14 protein-coding genes are annotated in these 15,646 nt (G+C 63.3%); 4 read left to right on the top strand and 10 right to left on the bottom strand.

Features of this window, described 5'->3' with window-relative positions:
- Positions 1 to 57 precede the first annotated feature (57 nt).
- Together ACIPV6_RS17310 and ACIPV6_RS17305 are read left to right on the top strand one after the other, a co-directional pair.
- Positions 58 to 1,590 (top strand): polysaccharide biosynthesis tyrosine autokinase, encoded by a 1,533-nt coding sequence (locus ACIPV6_RS17310; protein ID WP_400272054.1) that lies wholly within the window; start codon positions 58 to 60, stop codon positions 1,588 to 1,590.
- Positions 1,590 to 2,210 carry a low molecular weight phosphatase family protein gene (locus ACIPV6_RS17305; RefSeq protein WP_400272053.1) on the top strand — a complete coding sequence of 207 codons (621 nt, stop codon included), beginning with the start codon at positions 1,590 to 1,592 and terminating at the stop codon, positions 2,208 to 2,210. The genes ACIPV6_RS17310 and ACIPV6_RS17305 overlap by 1 nt, the downstream gene beginning before the upstream one ends.
- On the opposite strand, the gene ACIPV6_RS17300 is transcribed toward ACIPV6_RS17305, so the two are convergent.
- Entirely contained in the window at positions 2,207 to 2,644 is a 438-nt protein-coding gene (locus ACIPV6_RS17300; protein WP_400272052.1) for a VanZ family protein, read from the bottom strand. The genes ACIPV6_RS17305 and ACIPV6_RS17300 overlap by 4 nt on opposite strands.
- 667 nt (positions 2,645 to 3,311) lie before the next feature.
- Between ACIPV6_RS17300 and ACIPV6_RS17295 the strand changes: the two genes are divergently transcribed.
- Positions 3,312 to 5,003, top strand: a complete 1,692-nt coding sequence (locus ACIPV6_RS17295) for an FG-GAP-like repeat-containing protein (RefSeq protein ID WP_400272051.1) — start codon at positions 3,312 to 3,314, stop codon at positions 5,001 to 5,003.
- 28 nt (positions 5,004 to 5,031) lie between these two features.
- Here the strand turns inward: ACIPV6_RS17295 and ACIPV6_RS17290 are convergent, their stop codons facing one another.
- On the bottom strand, positions 5,032 to 5,967 hold the full coding sequence (locus ACIPV6_RS17290) for a lipid kinase (RefSeq protein ID WP_400272050.1): 936 nt from the start codon (positions 5,965 to 5,967) through the stop codon (positions 5,032 to 5,034).
- 245 nt (positions 5,968 to 6,212) lie between these two features.
- Here ACIPV6_RS17290 and ACIPV6_RS17285 point away from each other — a divergent pair, with 245 nt between their 5' ends.
- A complete protein-coding gene (locus ACIPV6_RS17285; protein ID WP_400272049.1) occupies positions 6,213 to 7,760 on the top strand; it encodes a hypothetical protein in 1,548 nt (515 codons plus the stop codon).
- Between the two features lie 55 nt (positions 7,761 to 7,815).
- Here the strand turns inward: ACIPV6_RS17285 and ACIPV6_RS17280 are convergent, their stop codons facing one another.
- The 8 genes from ACIPV6_RS17280 to ACIPV6_RS17245 form a co-directional block, all read right to left on the bottom strand.
- Positions 7,816 to 8,103, bottom strand: coding sequence for a hypothetical protein (locus tag ACIPV6_RS17280; protein ID WP_400272048.1), 288 nt, complete (start codon positions 8,101 to 8,103; stop codon positions 7,816 to 7,818).
- An 88-nt stretch (positions 8,104 to 8,191) separates the two neighbouring features.
- The gene (locus ACIPV6_RS17275; RefSeq protein WP_400272047.1) at positions 8,192 to 8,971 is read right to left on the bottom strand and encodes an enoyl-CoA hydratase/isomerase family protein; all 780 of its coding nucleotides are present in this window, start codon (positions 8,969 to 8,971) and stop codon (positions 8,192 to 8,194) included.
- 9 nt (positions 8,972 to 8,980) lie between these two features.
- Positions 8,981 to 10,186, bottom strand: a complete 1,206-nt coding sequence (paaE, locus tag ACIPV6_RS17270; protein ID WP_400272046.1) for a 1,2-phenylacetyl-CoA epoxidase subunit PaaE — start codon at positions 10,184 to 10,186, stop codon at positions 8,981 to 8,983.
- A gap of 8 nt (positions 10,187 to 10,194) precedes the next feature.
- On the bottom strand, positions 10,195 to 10,743 hold the full coding sequence (gene paaD, locus ACIPV6_RS17265; RefSeq protein WP_400272045.1) for a 1,2-phenylacetyl-CoA epoxidase subunit PaaD: 549 nt from the start codon (positions 10,741 to 10,743) through the stop codon (positions 10,195 to 10,197).
- Between the two features lie 5 nt (positions 10,744 to 10,748).
- Positions 10,749 to 11,672: a 1,2-phenylacetyl-CoA epoxidase subunit PaaC gene (gene paaC / locus ACIPV6_RS17260; RefSeq protein ID WP_400272044.1), complete on the bottom strand. Its 924-nt coding sequence runs from the start codon at positions 11,670 to 11,672 to the stop codon at positions 10,749 to 10,751.
- On the bottom strand, positions 11,669 to 12,067 hold the full coding sequence (gene paaB, locus ACIPV6_RS17255) for a 1,2-phenylacetyl-CoA epoxidase subunit PaaB (RefSeq protein WP_397325503.1): 399 nt from the start codon (positions 12,065 to 12,067) through the stop codon (positions 11,669 to 11,671). Before paaB ends, paaC begins: the two co-directional genes overlap by 4 nt.
- Positions 12,067 to 13,062, bottom strand: a complete 996-nt coding sequence (gene paaA / locus ACIPV6_RS17250; protein WP_397325502.1) for a 1,2-phenylacetyl-CoA epoxidase subunit PaaA — start codon at positions 13,060 to 13,062, stop codon at positions 12,067 to 12,069. The genes paaB and paaA overlap by 1 nt, the downstream gene beginning before the upstream one ends.
- A gap of 202 nt (positions 13,063 to 13,264) precedes the next feature.
- Positions 13,265 to 15,625, bottom strand: a complete 2,361-nt coding sequence (locus ACIPV6_RS17245; RefSeq protein WP_400272043.1) for a glycosyltransferase family 2 protein — start codon at positions 15,623 to 15,625, stop codon at positions 13,265 to 13,267.
- Positions 15,626 to 15,646 lie beyond the last annotated feature (21 nt).

Here is a 15,646-nt window from a genome sequence, read left to right as displayed (position 1 = left end):
TCAAGAACCGCGTTCTTTTTTGTGTCGTGGGCACACAACTTCAGGGGGACATTTTTTATGGAGCTGACGGACTATTGGAAGGTCCTCCGGGCGCATTGGATTTCCGTTATCGCGATCACCATCCTGGGCGGAATTGCTGCCTTCGGCTGGACCCTGACCCAAGCCAAGGTCTACAGCGCTGACGCCAGCGGAATCATTTCGGTGGGCGTCAATAAGGACCTCGGAACGGCCATGGCAGGCGAAACCTACTCCAAGTCCCGGGCCAAGTCCTACCTCGACGTTGCGAAGTCGCGATCCGTTGCCGAGACCGTCATCCAGGACCTCAATCTTCAGGACACCACCCCGGAGAAGTTGATCGCCCGGGTTTCCGCGCAAAACCCGCAGGACACCGCCACCCTGAAGTTCACAGCCCAAGCCAACAGCCCCCTGGCGGCCCGCGACCTCGCCGAGGCCTGGGTCCGCGCCGTGGGCAAGCAGGTGGGCCAACTCGAAAAGGGCGACGCCAACAGCACCGATACGTCCATCGTGAGCTTCCGTTCGCTTGATGCGGCCCAGCTTCCTACCTCGCCGTCCTCCCCGAATACAAGGTTGGCCTTGGCTATCGGCCTGGTCGCCGGCCTGCTCCTTGCCATCGGCTACGCGCTGCTGAGGAACGTCTTCGACCGCCGTGTCCGCTCCGCCGTGCGCCTGGAATCCGAAACCGGTGTGGCCGTGATCGGCACGGTCCCCTTCCACAAGAACTTCGACGGTTCCAACCGCATCGTGCTGTCCCAGGGCGGTAACGACCTGGAGAACAAGAACCACCAGGACTACGCCGTCGCCGAGGCCATCCGCGAGCTGCGAACCAACCTGCAGTTCATGGACGTGGACAATCCCCCGCGCATCATCGTGGTCACCTCAGCACTCCCCGGCGAAGGAAAAACCACCGTCATCGCCAACCTTGCCCAGACCATCGCGGCGTCCGGCCAGCGCGTGGTTGTGGTGGACGGCGACCTCCGCCGGCCCAAGCTGGCCAAGACCTTCGGGCTCCTCACCAACGTGGGCCTCACCGACGTGCTCATTGGACGCGCAACGCTCAACGACGTCCTGCAGCCGTGGGGCGAAAGCGGCGACTTGTTCGTGCTCGGCGCCGGCTCCGTCCCGCCCAACCCCAGCGAACTGCTCGGGTCCAACGTCATGCACACGCTGCTTGAGGACATCGCCAAGCATGCCATCGTCCTGGTGGACGCCCCACCGCTCCTGCCGGTAACAGACGCCGCGATCCTCACGGCCCGCACTGATGGCGCCATTGTGGTCAGCCGGGCGGGCAAGACCACTTACGACCAGTTGAAGAGGGCGCTGCAGAACCTTGAACGGGTCAAAGGACGACCCCTGGGCCTCATCATCAACGGCGTCTCCCGGAAGTCCTCGAAGGGCGAGGATTACGGCTACCAGTACTACACGTACTACAACCGCAAAGAAGCAGGCAGCGAGGCCCCCAATACCACCCACGTTCCGGCCTCCGAGTCACAGCCGGTGGCTCCAACGGATCACGTGCCCCTTGAAGGCCAGCGCCGCGGCCGCCGTCGCGAAAGCACCCCGGCACTGTGATGCCGTCCAACGCCGGCGCCCAGCCGCCGTCGTCGATCCTGACGGTCTGCACCGGCAACATTTGCCGCTCACCGCTCGCGGAACAGCTGATCCGTGCCCGGCTGGCCAAGGCCGGAATCGGGAACTTCTCCGTGGCCAGCGCAGGACTGCACGCTGCGGTCGGCGCCCCCATGGAGCCCTTGCCAGCTGCCCTGTCCACGGAGTACGGAGGCAACCCCGAGGGCTCGGTTGGCGAACAGATCACCGACGAGTCCGTGGCAGCAGCCAACCTGGTCCTGACCATGACCCGCAAGCAACGTGACGAACTGGTCAAAAGGTTTCCCGGCGCAGCCCAGCGGACCTTCACCGTGGCCGAATTCGTGAAGGCCGCGCAGACTTTGCCAGTCACCATGAGCCAGCCCGCGGCGCCCAGCTGGGCCGCCGTGACCGGCAGCGGTGCCGATTCCGCCGTCGCGCGTTTGGTGCGGCGAACCGCGGCCGTCCGGTCAGCCGCCGAATTGATCGACGCCGACGATATCCCGGACCCCATCAACGCCACCGAGGCAGTGCACCGCGAGGTGGGCCACAGTATCGCCGGTTACTGTGATGACGTTGTGGCGATCCTGGGCAAGCACCTCTAATTACTCCGGCGCAGCCACCAGCGCGAGGCAGCAGCGCCGATCACTGTGCCGGCCGTGTTGGCGATGACGTCGGACAACGCGGTCACCCGTCCGGGAACCAACAGCTGCGTGAGCTCAATGAACGTGGACGTCGCGGCTCCCAGAAGCAGGATGCGCCACCAGTTCCAACGCTTTGGCCAGAGGAGCCGGACCAGTCCGCCGAACGGGACGAACATGACAATGTTTGAGACGAACTCGACGGCGACGGCCGCTTCCTTGAGGGGCAGACCCAAGGCCGCGAGCCAACCGGCGATGATCCCGACGAACCCCGTAACCGCGCCCGCTTCCTTGGACGGCAGGAAGACCACAAAGGCCAGCGCCACCAAGTAGGCCCCGAATGCTGCATGAAGCCACCTTTGGGCGCGGCGGGTGGCGGAGTCCTCGGCGGTGGTCATTCGCCAAGCCTAATCGGCACGCCGACCCGCTGCAGACGTTCCAGACATCACCACTGTCTTGGAGCCCATAAGTGTGAAAACCACGGGTTCGCACGCGCTCGGTACGGTGAATAGACAAGGACAGCGATCAGCGGCCGCCAGCGTCAGCAACGCAAAATTCGCCATCAGCATCGACGCCGTTACCCAGCCACCCCTGGTCCCTGAGTAACGGCGGCACGCCCACCATCTCACTGTCGACGAAGGGTCGATACGCTGCCGTGTATCGGCGGTAGAGCCTGGCCAACGGCTACGATGGCGGGCGCGGGCCAGAACGTAATGCCCCTTGTCCTCTGATCTAAACTGCACGACTCAAGGCAGCCGGGCCTGATGAACAGCCGGGGTAGTTCTTGGCGTTTCCGCTATAGACTGCCCGGTACAGACGTACTTGGCGTCACGACTTCCGGGGGACTTCATGAGTGTTGATTTAGCTGGTTCGCGCGCGTTGGGGCTGAAGGACTTACGACGCCGGAGACAGGCGGCGGGGACAGTGGCCACCGGTTTGGCGATGGCCTTGTTGTTGGGAAGCACGGCTGGATCGGCAAGCGCGGACGTAGTGACGGACCGATTCCCGATCAGTCAGTGGACAAGGACAATTGCGGTGAATCCCTTAACGGATACAGCCTATGTCGTGTCCAGCCAGGGCGTACGCAGCATTGGGAAAGAAGGAGCCCAGGAGATCTACGGCAGTATCGGCGACGCTGGACAGCTTGCGGTCAACGCAGTGACCAACAAGCTGTACATCAGCAATCCAAACGGCTCGGTAGTTGTATTCGACGGCGTAACCAAGGCAACCACTGAAATTCCCCTCGACCCCGGCCCAGCCGCAATCGCAGTGAATGAGAAGACCAACAAGGTCTATGTCAGTACAGACAGCGGCCTTGTCATTATCGACGGCGCAACGAATACGACCACTCCGGTCCCTGGTTCCACCGCCGCCCAGGACATCGCAGTCAATCCGGTCAACAACACGGCCTACGCCCTTTCCACAGGAACGCTGAAAGCCATTGACGCAGCGGGCAAAATATCGTCCACAGTATCCGTGGGCGCAGGTGGCTTCCTGGCTATGGCAGTAAATCCGACGTTGAACAAAATCTACGTCACCACGGCACCGAAATACGGCTCAAGCGTGAAGCTCATTGATGGTTCCAGCAACACCATCACGGGCACCGTGGCGTCGAACGCTCCTCTTGGAGCCCTCGCAGTAAATCCTGTTACCGACAAGATCTACGTCAGCTCCGGCGACGCCGCGAGCACTTCGATCAAAGTGGTGGATGGGGCAACCATGAAGGAGTCCGCCAACGTAGTCACCGCCAGCGCGGTCCGGACCATGGTGGTCAATCCCTCGAACAACAAGATCTACGCCACCATGGCAGTTCGGGGAGCCACCATCATTGATGGCCGGAACAACAGCAGCAGCGTCCTTTACACCGGGTGGGATCCTGGGTCCGCGGCCGTCAACCCCCGCAACAACAAGGTTTACGTTGTCAACACCGCCGAATCCGGCTTCCAATTAGCGCAGTTCACAGTTGCCGTCATTGACGGCAATGCTAAGAAGCCGCTGAAGAACGACTTCAATGGGGACGGCACGGCCGACATCCTGGCACGTGACACCTCCGGAGTGCTCTGGCTTTACCCCGGCAACGGCTCTGGCGGGTGGCGGCCCCGGGTGCAGGTGGGACAAGGCTGGAACGTCATGACGGCCCTCATAGCCCCCGGCGATTTCGACGGGGACGGCAACGCCGACGTATTGGCCCGCGATTCTGCCGGGCTGTTGTGGTTCTACCCACGTAATGGTTCCGGGAGCTGGAATCCGCGGGTGCAAGTGGGCCACGGTTGGGAAACGATGAACTCGATGGTGACCCTCGACTTTTACGGCGATGGGTATCTGGACCTCATTGCACGCACCGGCAGCGGATCATTGACGCAATACATAGCTGATGGGAAGAGCCGATTCCTTCACCCTGCGTGGGCAGGTTCCGGTTTCTCCAGCGCTGCAGGGCTGTCGGCTATCACCGGGGTGGAAGACTTCAACGGTGACGGCCTCGGCGATCTGGTTGCCCGGGACGCCACCGGAGCGCTGTGGCTCCACGGCGCCACCGGATTTGGAAGCTGGCTTCCCAAACAACAGATAGGCCAGGGCTGGAACTACATGAACTCGCTCGTCGGTCCGGGCGATTTCAGCGGCGATGGCAAGGCAGACATTCTGGCCCGCGACGCTGCCGGCAACCTGTGGCTCTACGCCGGCAATGGCCCGCGTACCTGGCCGTCCGCGGGCGTCAAGGTGGGTACCGGCTGGAACGTGATGACGGCCATCCTCTAGGAGCACGTGCGGGACGGGTCAGGCCGCCCTAGGAACCATCGAACGTGGCACTCGTGCTCCCCTGCGGCACCACAACGTGGACAGCGTTCCGCTGCACGCTGAAGTCCGTGGGCGTTTCGGTGGCGATCTCGCCGTCGAGGTTCACTGACATCGACGGCTCGGTGAACAGCCGGACGTTTCGCGTTTCCAGGTGGTACACGCGATCGTGCTCAATGAAGCTCCCATCCTTCAGTAGCCGCGCGATCTTGACGTGCTCCCGGAGTGGCGCCGCGAGGATGGCGTAGATGTCCAGGGTGTGGTCGTCTATTCCGGCCATGGGCGAGACGGTGTTCCCGCCCCCGTAGTGCCGGCCGTTTCCCACGGCCACCTGGAGCAAGTCCTCAAGCTCCAGGGTTTGGTGGTCCCCGTCCGGGAACTCCAGGCGGGCCCGGAATGGCTGGTGCCGGGCGTACGCCTGCACCGTGGCGATGCCATAGGCGAGAGGGCCGATGTGCTTCTTCAAGCGAGGGCTCAGGGCCTCGGTAACACCCACCGAGAGGCCCACTGAGGCGACGTTGAGGAACGGCTTGCCGTTGGCGCGTCCGAGGTCGATGTCCACGATTTTCCCGTCGGCCACCACGGCACACGCCTCTGCGAGGCCACTGGGGATCTCGAGTGTCCGGGCAAGGTCGTTCGCCGTGCCGAGCGGAAGGACACCGAGGGCGATCTCCGTGCCGGCCAAAAGCCCCGCCGCCAAGCTCACCGTGCCATCCCCGCCGCCGACCACCACAAGGTCGTGCTGCTCCGCGGCCACCCGTTCAAGTGCTGCCCCCAGCTCCGCACCGGAGGAAACCGCGTGCACCGAGGAAAGGGGCAAGCCTGCCTGCCGCATCGCAGCGACGGCGGCGTCACTGGCAGCGGCACCACGGCGTGACGCGGCATTAATCACCACGGCAGCAGAGCGTACGTCCCGGGCAGAAGTCATGTGGTCCATGGTAGGTGTTTCCACCTGGGAGAAACCTGCGTACTGGCTGGACGGCCTACTGCCTGGCCCAGCTACCACAGCCGTGGGCGGTGAATCTCGGTTCCGGACGCAACCCCGCGCCGTCGCAGCAGTAACAACGCCGCGGATGTCCGCTATCCTCTATCTCAGCCACGTCCAGTTGGCAATCTCTGGTTTGGAACAAACACCGAACAGGTGCTGAACCTCAAACGTTCCTTGGGGGAACCATGATGTCATCCGCCTCCACTGCCGGTGGGCGAAAGCGCTTTAAGCTTCTCGGTGTGGGCCTGGCCACTGTGGGAGCGCTGCTGTTGTCTTCCTGTGTTGCCCTCCCCTTGCCGGGAATGCCGAAGGCAACACCCACCTCGCCAGCCCCAACCAAGGCGCCCAATGCGCGGAACACCGAAACCACGACGGCGGCATGGGAGGTTCCGCTCGAACCCCTGGGACAGCCTGTGGTTTCCGACGGCGTCGCACTGGTTTACGCCAAGGCTTCCGGTGGAGTGGAGGCGCACGCCATCTCTGTTTCCACTGGCAAGGAGCTCTGGAAACAACCCGTGCATCCCGGCTACGAAGCTCCCTCGGTCCCCTTGGAACCTGCCGTGACCAAGACCGCCTCGGGCAGGAGCGCTGCTATTTTCCTGCAGGCGAGCCCGCCGCCGAAAGACACCGACGGCTCCATTTCGTGGTGGACAACTGCTGTGGCGTTTGACCTGCAAACAGGCAAGGAGTTGTATCGCGGACGGCCGGAACTGGTCAGCACGCGTCCCTTTGCCTGCGATGACATCGAGGACATGTGCTTCATTGCCTACGACGAGACAGCGACGACACTGGAACATTGGGTGGACCTCGATGCAGGCGAGGAGTTTGCCGGCCCTGACGTCAACCCGCTCACCGGCAACTTCAGGCCAGTGGGCAAGCAACTCTACTCAGTGGTGAAGGGCGGGGTCGAGAAGCTTGCCCACGTCTCCTATGGCGAGGTCCTGTGGGAGGTCGACCTGGAGACGTTGTTCGGCAAGGGCGCCACCACGGACATGGGAGGCTACTTCACGTACTCCGAAAAGCTGGACTTGTACGTGGGGTCAGTTGGAATCAATCCGACAGACACACCGCCCGACAAGTTCATGGAGCGGACCTTCACCTTGAACCTGCGCGAAACCACCAAGACAATCGGCTTCCGTGCCTCCAGCGCCAGGCTTCTGTGGTCTGCCGAGGGGTCGCATCTGGACTGCGCCAAATCTGTTGGGACCGCAGCTACCAAGCTAGGAGACGGTGAGGCTCTGCCTGTCCGTTGCGAGTACATCGACGGTTCCGTCGAGTTTCCCTCCGCAACGTATCGGGGCGGCCATTCGAAGGTGGTCGGCTACGATCCGCTGACTGGCCACGCAGAGTGGGAAAGCAAGCCCGTGGAACTGCGGACATGGGATACCTACGGTCTGCTGCCCTCGGCGACCCGCGGCGACAGGGTAATTGCGGGGACGTTCTATAGCGCGAATCTGTTGGACACGCGCACCGGGAAGTACGGAGGGACCACCTTCGAGGACGTCTTCGTTTGCCTGAAGCCCACCACGTACACCACTCCGCCCAACGGCCCATACGAAAACGTACCCGGAACCGGCTCCTTTTCCGCTTTCCCCTGCACGAAGGGCGGAACCGCCGTACCATCGTTCACCTTCGGCGCCCTCACCGACGTCGACACCACGGACGACGGAATGGCCGTCATTTCGCTGGAGGGCAAAGTGGCCGGCTACAAGCTCCTGAAAGACTTCACCTAAGCCGCCCCCGGCGCCGCTTCGTCGGCATCCACCGGAGTGCTCTGGTAGTGGGGATTCATTCTCCCGCTTTGCCCTGCAATTTCCGACGACGTTCGGCGGATCGGGCAACGACGCTGACTATCAGGCTCTTCGAAGCGTCGGTGGGCCTGACGTGCAACGTGGAAGAGAGCCCCCGGCCTTCGACCGCCATCGACGCGCTCACCTGGTCAGCGATGACCTCAAGCGGAACCCGCGCAGGTGCAACTGAAGTCAGACGGTGGTTGCCGCTCATGGGCTTGGCGGCGTCGCGCGACTTTCTTCGCACGGCTTCCGCTAGCTCTGGGGTGTAACTGACTCTCTTCATCTCACATCCTGATATGCCGCAGCTGGCTTGAATGGCGGGCCATCCCTTGGAAGGGCTTCACCATCATTCTGCCACTCCCGACTGCGGGCTATCCCTTGAAAACCGAGGGCCGCTTCTCCTGGAACGCGCGGAAACCCTCGGCGTAGTCGTCGGTCTTGCACAGGCGTGCCTGCTCGGTATTCTCCTCGGCCATGGACTCCCAAAGCCCCAGCCGCTGGTCGCGGATGTGCGCCACGAGATCCTTGGAGGCAACGAACGCCTGGGTCGCACCAACAGCCACCCGCGCAACGATTTCGCGGGTTGAATCCAGCAGGACCTCCGCCGGCATGGCTCGGCTGAACAGCCCTTGCGCCACGGCCTCCGAGCCTGAGATGAGGTCCGCCGTGTAGATCAGGTCCAGCGTGCGGTGCATGCCCAAGCGCTCGGTGAAGTACCAGTGGCCACCCGAGTCGAGCGTGGCCCCGAGCTTGGCAAAGGGAGATCCGAACTTGGCATTTTCCGCCACGTACACCACGTCCGTAGCCAACAGCAGCCCCAATCCAACACCCAGGCAGGCCCCGTGCGCGGCCGCGAAAGTGGGCGCAGGAAAAGAAGCCATCTTCTTCAATAGCGGTTCAACCAAGCCACCAAGGTACGCCTGGGCATCGTCCGTTTCGGGCGTGACTCCGGCAATGTCGCGACCTGCGCAGAAGGCACGTCCGTCTCCGCGAAGGAGCAGCGCCCGCACTTCACCGCGGGAGGCGGCGGCAGCAGCGTCGTCGTACGCCTTGCCCAACTCAATCAGTGCGTCCTCGTTGAGCGAGTTCAGCTTTTCCGGGGCGTTGAGGACAATTTCGGCAATGCCGTTTTCAAGGGAGAGTTCGATCATGGGGACTCCTTAGACGTCGAAGTCGACGGTCACTTCTTCGCTGGTGGGGTGGGCCTGGCAGGTGAGGACGTAGCCCTTGTCCAGCTCGTCCTGTTCCAGGGCGTAGTTCTCATCCATGGTCACGGTTCCGGTCACCAGCTTGGCACGGCAGGTGCCACACACGCCGCCGGCACACGCGAAGGGCACGTCCGGACGGACACGCAGCGCGGCGTTGAGGATCGATTCGCGGGCGTGCGTCGGACTCGCGACGTCGCCGGTGAGGCCGTCCAGCTTGAACGTGATCTTGAACGTTTCCTGCGACTCGTCCTCCACAACTGGACGGCCCGCATGACCCTCGGGACGGTCCGGGCGGCCGGTGGTGAACAGCTCGAAACGGACGTGCTCAGGCTCGACGCCGCGCGCAGCGAGCGTGTCACGGCACAGTTGGACCAGCTCGAACGGCCCGCACAGGAACCATTCGTCCACGTCCTCCGCGTGGATGGCTGAAGAGAGCAGCGCCTGCAGCTTCTCCGCGTCGATGCGGCCGGTCATGAGCGGCGCAATTCGCTGTTCGCGGGACAGCACGTGGTGCAGGGCCAGGCGCGACGGGTACTTGTCCTTCAAGTCCGCCAGCTCCTCCAGGAACATCACGTCCATGGCTGCCTTGTTGGCGTAGATCAGGTCGAAGCGGGTCTCCGGGTTAGCGGCGAGCAGCGTCCGGGCAATCGCGATGACGGGTGTAATTCCCGATCCAGCGGCAATGGCCACGAAGCTGCCCGCATCCCCGGCAAGCTCCTCGGGGTGGTTCATCGAGTTCATCACGTTGTGCTGCACGGCCGCGCCATCCTTGCCGTGCCGGGAGATGAACGCACCCTGCGGGCTCATGACGTCCAGCACGTCACCGGCCTTCAGCTCGGCATTGGCCCACGTGGAGAAGACACCGCCCAGGTCCTTCTTGATGGCCACCCGGATTTCGCTGCTGCCATCCTCGAAGCTACGCGGCTCTGCGCAGATCGAGTAACTGCGGCGGACCTCGTGCGGCTCACCGTTCTCATCCGGCAGCGTGGTGCGCAGGGCGACGTACTGGCCTGGAAGGTAGTCGTACTGACCAGCCAGCTCTGTGGGCACACCGAACGTTACCTCGATGGCATCGTCCGTGAGGCGCCGGACTTCCGAGACGGTCAGGTTGTGGAAAGACGCACGACGGCGGCTGGCCGTCTGGGTTTCGGTGGTCATGGATTTCCTTAGAGGACTTTGAAGTAGTCGAACGGCTCCTTGCAGTCCTGGCAGACGAACAACGCTTTGCAGGACGTGGAACCGAATCGGGTGAGTTCCTTGGTGTTCAGCGACGAACACTGTGGGCATTTCACGGCGAGGCTGAGCCGGACGGGCCCTGAATGGCCACCGGCTGCGGCGCGGCCCGAAGGCGGGGCGATGCCGTACTCCTCCAGCTTTGCTTTGCCGGACTCGGTCATCCAGTCCGTGGTCCAGGCCGGCGAGAGCACCAGGTTCACGTGCACGCTCGCATACCCGGCGTCGCGGAACGCGGTCCGCAGGTCGTCGCCGATCGCGTCCATCGCCGGGCAGCCCGAGTAGGTGGGCGTAATGGTGACCTCGACGGCGGTACGTGCGGCGCCGCCGTCGTGCGGACCCTCAACCTGGGGTACTTCCACAACCCGCACGCCGCGCAGGATCCCCAGGTCCTCGATGGTGAGCACGGGGATTTCCGGGTCGCAGACCGTGGACGCGATATCCCAGGCCCGCTGCTCTTCAGTCCTTGAGAGGGTTGCCATGATGGTCACCAGCTCGCGCCGGGGTGTTCACGGGCCAGGACCTGCATTTCGGCAAGGACGTAGCCAAGGTGTTCTGAGTGCTTGCCGCGACGTCCGCCACCGAGCGACTGCGGGACGTCCGGTGTTTCCAGTTCTGCTTCGGCCAGGATCTCCCCGGTAAGACGGTCGAACGCCTCGCGAAGGCTGGACGGCTGCACCGTGACCCCGGCCTCGGCCAGGCGCGTGGTGAGCTCGTCGTCCTCGAAGAGTTCGTCCACATACGGCCACACGAGCTTGAAGCCCTGGATCATGCGGGCCCGGGACTCGTCCGTACCACCGGCCAGGCGCAGCACCCACTGGGCACTGTGGTCGCGGTGGTAGTCCACTTCCTTCACGGCCTTCGCCGCGATGGCTGCGATAGTGGGATCCGTGGATGCCACGAGCGCGGTGTACAGCTCGAACTGGTAGAAGCTCACAATGAACTGGCGCGCAATGGTCACAGCGAAGTCACCGTTGGGTTGCTCGAACAGGTGCGCCGAGCGGAACTCGTGTTCGCGGCGGAAGTAGGCCAAGTCGTCCTCAGACTTGTCCCAGGCGGCACCGGCGTAGGTCAGGAAGGAGCGGGCATGCCCCAACTGGTCCAGCGCGATGTTGCCAAGGGCAATGTCTTCCTCCAGCTCGGGGGCACGGGAGATCCAGTGGCCCAGGCGCTGGGCGAGGATCAGTCCGTCGTCGCCGATCCGCAGGGCGAACCCGGCAACGTCTTCGCTGGGCTTCACCTGGCCGCGGCGGATTTCAAGGGCGATGTCCTCGGGGCGCAGCGCGTTGCCCGGCGTGATGCGGGTGGCACTGGCCGAACCGTCACCGGAGGCACCGGCGCCGTGGACGCCCACCGAAATATCGCCGTGGCCGTCGATCGCGAAGTCAGTGTTCGTTTCGTGGGAAGTCATAGGTGCTTCACGCCTTCGCTCTTGGTGTAATACGTCGCGTGGCGGTAATCCTTGCCCTGGGGCGACTCGAAGAACGCGCCCTTGGAATCCGGATCACTGGACGCGATGGCCTCGGCCGGGACAACCCAGATGGACACGCCTTCGTTGCGGCGGGTGTACAGGTCACGGGCATTCCGGAGGGCCATGGCCGCATCCGGGGCATGCAGGGAGCCGGCGTGGACGTGGGACAAGCCACGGCTGGAGCGGACAAAGACCTCCCACAGGGACCACGGTGTTTCGTGCGCCGCGCCGGAGGTGGCCGGTGCCGCCGTCGTGCTTGCCGCAACCTTGGGTGCCTCGCTGGCGACTTCGCCAGCGGCGCTGGCCGGTGCTTCGGGGTTTCCGTGAGGAGCCATTATGCTGCGTTCACTTTCTCTGCTTGCTTGCGGGCGTAGGCTGCGGCGGCTTCCCGAACCCAGGCACCGTCCTCGTGTGCCTCACGGCGACGCTCGATGCGCTGCGAGTTGCAGGGACCGCGGCCGGCCAGGACTTCCTTGAACTCGTTCCAGTCCAGGGGTCCGTGCTCCCACTTCTTGGTCTCTTCGTTGAAGCGGACATCCTTGTCCGGGAGGGTCAGGCCCAGGACCTTTACCTGCTCCACCATCATGCCGACGAACCGGCTGCGCAGTTCGTCGTTGCTGAACCGCTTGATGTTCCACGCCATGGACTGCTTGGAGTTGGGTGAATCGTCATCCGGCGGGCCGAACATCATGAGCGACGGCGCGTACCAGCGGTTCACTGCGTCCTGGGCCATCTGCTTCTGCGCAGGCGTGCCGTTGGACAATTCCAGCAGGATCTCGAAGCCCTGGCGCTGGTGGAAGGACTCTTCCTTGCAGATGCGCACCATTGCGCGGCCGTAAGGACCGTACGAGGCACGGCACAGGGGCACCTGGTTGCAGATGGCCGCGCCATCAACAAGCCAGCCAATGGCACCCATGTCCGCCCAGGAAATCGTGGGGTAGTTGAAGATGGACGAGTACCGGGCCTTGCCGGCAATGAGGTCTTCCATCATCTTGTCCCGGGTCTGCCCCAGCGTCTCCGCTGCGGAGTAGAGGTACAAGCCGTGGCCTGCCTCGTCCTGGACCTTCGCCATGAGGATGGACTTGCGCTTCAGGCTCGGTGCCCTGGTGATCCAGTTGGCCTCCGGCTGCATGCCGATGATTTCCGAGTGCGCGTGCTGCGAGATCTGGCGCAGCAAAGTCTTGCGGTAAGCCGCCGGCATCCAGTCGCGCGGTTCGATGCGCGAGTCTTCCGAGATGATGCGATCAAAGTACGCCTGACCGGCTGCCTCCCGCTCCTGTTCCTCCGGGGACAGCTCAGCGGGCACAGACTGCAGATTCTGCGATGCCATGGTTGCTCCTAATAAATTACCGACCGTTCGTTCAGAATATGCGGAGCCGGCGTTTTCAGTCAACCTTTTGGGTGGGATTCGGGGCGGGCTTGACATTGGGCTGGATCAATACGGCAACACCTTCGAAGCGGGAACGAGAAAACCCGGGCCCGGCAAGGTGCCAGGCCCGGGTTTCAGTCGGGGTGCGTCAGCGCAGCGAGCGTCAGCGCAGTGAGATTCGACGCCGGCGGTCGGTTCCGCCGCGCAGGTCACGGTTGAGCCTGCGGTCACCGTGGTACAGGATGGACTTCCAGTCCACTTCCTCCGCGGTTTTGGGAACCACGAGGGACACCTCCGGTGCCTTGGTCTTGGGCGTGACGTAGAGCCAGTTGACGGCACCCAGGGCGATGTCCACCACGGAGTTCCAGATACCGATGTAGGCCTGGATGCAGCTCATGGCCAGCACGGCGTTCAAGGTGGCGAAGGCTACGTTGCCCCAGTTTTGCTGCTGCACGTCCCGCCAGATGGTCAGGACGGAGAACGCGACAATCAGGTACGGAATGAGCACGTAGATGGCCGGCGCGGCGGTCCGGTCCTTGACCTTGGGGGTGCGGACGAACGGAATCTTGTCGCCGGTCAGGCCCTGCTGGAGGGACTTGAGCACGCCGGCAAGGTTCACCGGAAGGAGGATGAGGTTGAAGCCGTAGATCCGGAAGATGTCACTGAACCGGTGGCCGCAATCCCGCAGGTCCGAACCCATGCACAGGAAGTAGGGCAAGGCCGCGATGAACACGGCCGGGCTCAGGAGCCTGCTGTCGTAGGGGTATGCGAGCAGGAACAAGAGTCCAAAGCTGGCCCACGTGATGGAGGCCATGTAGTTCACGCGCAGGAGCACCTCGCGGATGAGGATCCGCTGGCGCTGCATGCGCCGCTGGGAAAGCTGGTTCCACAACTTGGGCAGGATCAGGAGGCCGCCGTTGGCCCACCGCCGCCGCTGCACCACCAACGAACCGAAATCCGGTGGGGTGGCGCTGTAGCTCAGGCGTTCGGGGTAGTTCACCAAGGTCCAGCCATGGGTTCCGAGGTCGATGCTGGACTCGGTGTCCTCAATGACCGTCCGGTCCTGGATGTAGGTCCGGACCTCGAACCCGCCCACGGTTTCCACTTCCACGATGTCTTCCAAAGCACACTTGCGGATGATCGCGTTGGCTCCCACCCAAAAGGTGGCGCCGTAGTAGGACATGCCCTGGTGCAGGATGTGCTGGATGTCCGTGGTGGCTCCGGCAATGCGCTCGATTCGGGTAGGTGCGCCGCGGAACGAGGAATACGGGGTCTGGGTGACCGCCACCCTCTCATTGCCGGCCGATTCCAGGAAGTACACCAACCGCAGGCAATAATCGCGCAGCAAGAGGGAATCGGCGTCGAGGGTCAGCAGGTACGTGCTGTCCGGCACCACCAGGTCATCCTCGCGCTCTGTGGTGGTGGGCCGCAGAACCACGCTTCCGTCCGTATGGTCCTTCCGCCAACGCTTGCCCATGAGCGAGATGTACGCGTTGAGGTTCATGGCCTTGTTGGCCTCGTGGGACAGGCTGGCGTAGGCCTTCCGCTCGAACGTGTCCATGCGGACGTTGAAGATCCAGGTGAGGCGCAGGTACAACTGCTCCATGCGCTCCGGGCTAGGCGCAGTCTTTTGGGCCTTCGCCGCCTGCAGCGCCAGCAACACGAGCCTGAGTTCCCGGGCCAGGCCCATGATCACCAGATCAACAAAGAATTCGTCCACGTGGTCCTGGACGGACTCCGCCTCCGCCATGGCCTCCAGCCATTCCACGGCGGCCTCGTACTCCGCGATAAGCAACTGGAGTTCCTTGGCGGAGGCCGACGGGGCGTCAGACGTGGCGGGCGAATGGCCGTAGGCCGCACGGAAACCTTCCAAGGCCTTGCTTGCACGTTGCGCCGGCTCGGACATGGCTTTCTGGATCTGGCCCGCCAGGGCCCGCGTCTGATCCAGCCGCTGGATCTTTGCCGGGTCTGTGGGGTTGGGGGGATCGTCCAAGAGCAGGACAACGCTCAAATCAGGGAATTCCTGCAGTGCTGCGGACCAGAGCGTTCCGCGGACCACCCCCGGCTCTTCCGCGTAGGAAGGCACCAGGACGGTAATGCCATCCGAATAGTTGGTGAAATGATTATCCAATTCACCCCGCGGTACCCGGCGGTGCTCCTTGAACCTGTAAAGCGCTCCTTGGCGTGCCAGGAGGTACATCAGGGCAGAAAAGGTCAAGAAAGTAACTACAACAAGGTAAGAAACCGATTCCAGGCCAAAACGGAATCCGGAGTTCGGGTTATCCACGAACTGCCGGATGATGGTGGAAACCACGTAATAAATCCACGAGGCGATCGTAACCAAAATAGCCAAACGGCCCAGGACGATCTTTCGCGATGACGGCGTCGGGTGCACGATAGCGAGCGGCTCCGACCTGCGTTCGGAACCCCACTGCCTCTTGCGTCCCTTGCCTTCCGCTGCTTCTTCCGGCGTTTCCGCCGAATTTCGCGCAAGATCAGGTGAATCAACCAGCTGGTCTGTCATGTTTCCCCATCAGACTGCATT

Origin of the sequence: Paenarthrobacter sp. NPDC089988 (assembly GCF_044748465.1) — a bacterium.
Taxonomy (GTDB): Bacteria; Actinomycetota; Actinomycetes; order Actinomycetales; family Micrococcaceae; genus Arthrobacter.
Note: the sequence above shows the minus strand (reverse complement) of the source record. Positions and strands in the feature narration are given on the sequence as shown.

Excerpts from the sequence above, each read along its gene's own strand:
- ACIPV6_RS17310 (WP_400272054.1), top strand. The coding sequence starts at position 58 with ATGGAGCTGACGGACTATTGGAAGGTCCTCCGGGCGCATTGGATTTCC.
- ACIPV6_RS17305 (WP_400272053.1), top strand. The coding sequence starts at position 1,590 with ATGCCGTCCAACGCCGGCGCCCAGCCGCCGTCGTCGATCCTGACGGTC.
- paaE (WP_400272046.1), bottom strand. The coding sequence starts at position 10,186 with ATGACCACCGAAACCCAGACGGCCAGCCGCCGTCGTGCGTCTTTCCAC.
- ACIPV6_RS17285 (WP_400272049.1), top strand. The coding sequence starts at position 6,213 with ATGATGTCATCCGCCTCCACTGCCGGTGGGCGAAAGCGCTTTAAGCTT.
- ACIPV6_RS17290 (WP_400272050.1), bottom strand. The coding sequence starts at position 5,967 with ATGACTTCTGCCCGGGACGTACGCTCTGCTGCCGTGGTGATTAATGCC.
- paaD (WP_400272045.1), bottom strand. The coding sequence starts at position 10,743 with ATGGCAACCCTCTCAAGGACTGAAGAGCAGCGGGCCTGGGATATCGCG.
- paaA (WP_397325502.1), bottom strand. The coding sequence starts at position 13,062 with ATGGCATCGCAGAATCTGCAGTCTGTGCCCGCTGAGCTGTCCCCGGAG.
- ACIPV6_RS17245 (WP_400272043.1), bottom strand. The coding sequence starts at position 15,625 with ATGACAGACCAGCTGGTTGATTCACCTGATCTTGCGCGAAATTCGGCG.
- ACIPV6_RS17300 (WP_400272052.1), bottom strand. The coding sequence starts at position 2,644 with ATGACCACCGCCGAGGACTCCGCCACCCGCCGCGCCCAAAGGTGGCTT.
- ACIPV6_RS17280 (WP_400272048.1), bottom strand. The coding sequence starts at position 8,103 with ATGAAGAGAGTCAGTTACACCCCAGAGCTAGCGGAAGCCGTGCGAAGA.
- paaC (WP_400272044.1), bottom strand. The coding sequence starts at position 11,672 with ATGACTTCCCACGAAACGAACACTGACTTCGCGATCGACGGCCACGGC.
- ACIPV6_RS17275 (WP_400272047.1), bottom strand. The coding sequence starts at position 8,971 with ATGATCGAACTCTCCCTTGAAAACGGCATTGCCGAAATTGTCCTCAAC.
- paaB (WP_397325503.1), bottom strand. The coding sequence starts at position 12,067 with ATGGCTCCTCACGGAAACCCCGAAGCACCGGCCAGCGCCGCTGGCGAA.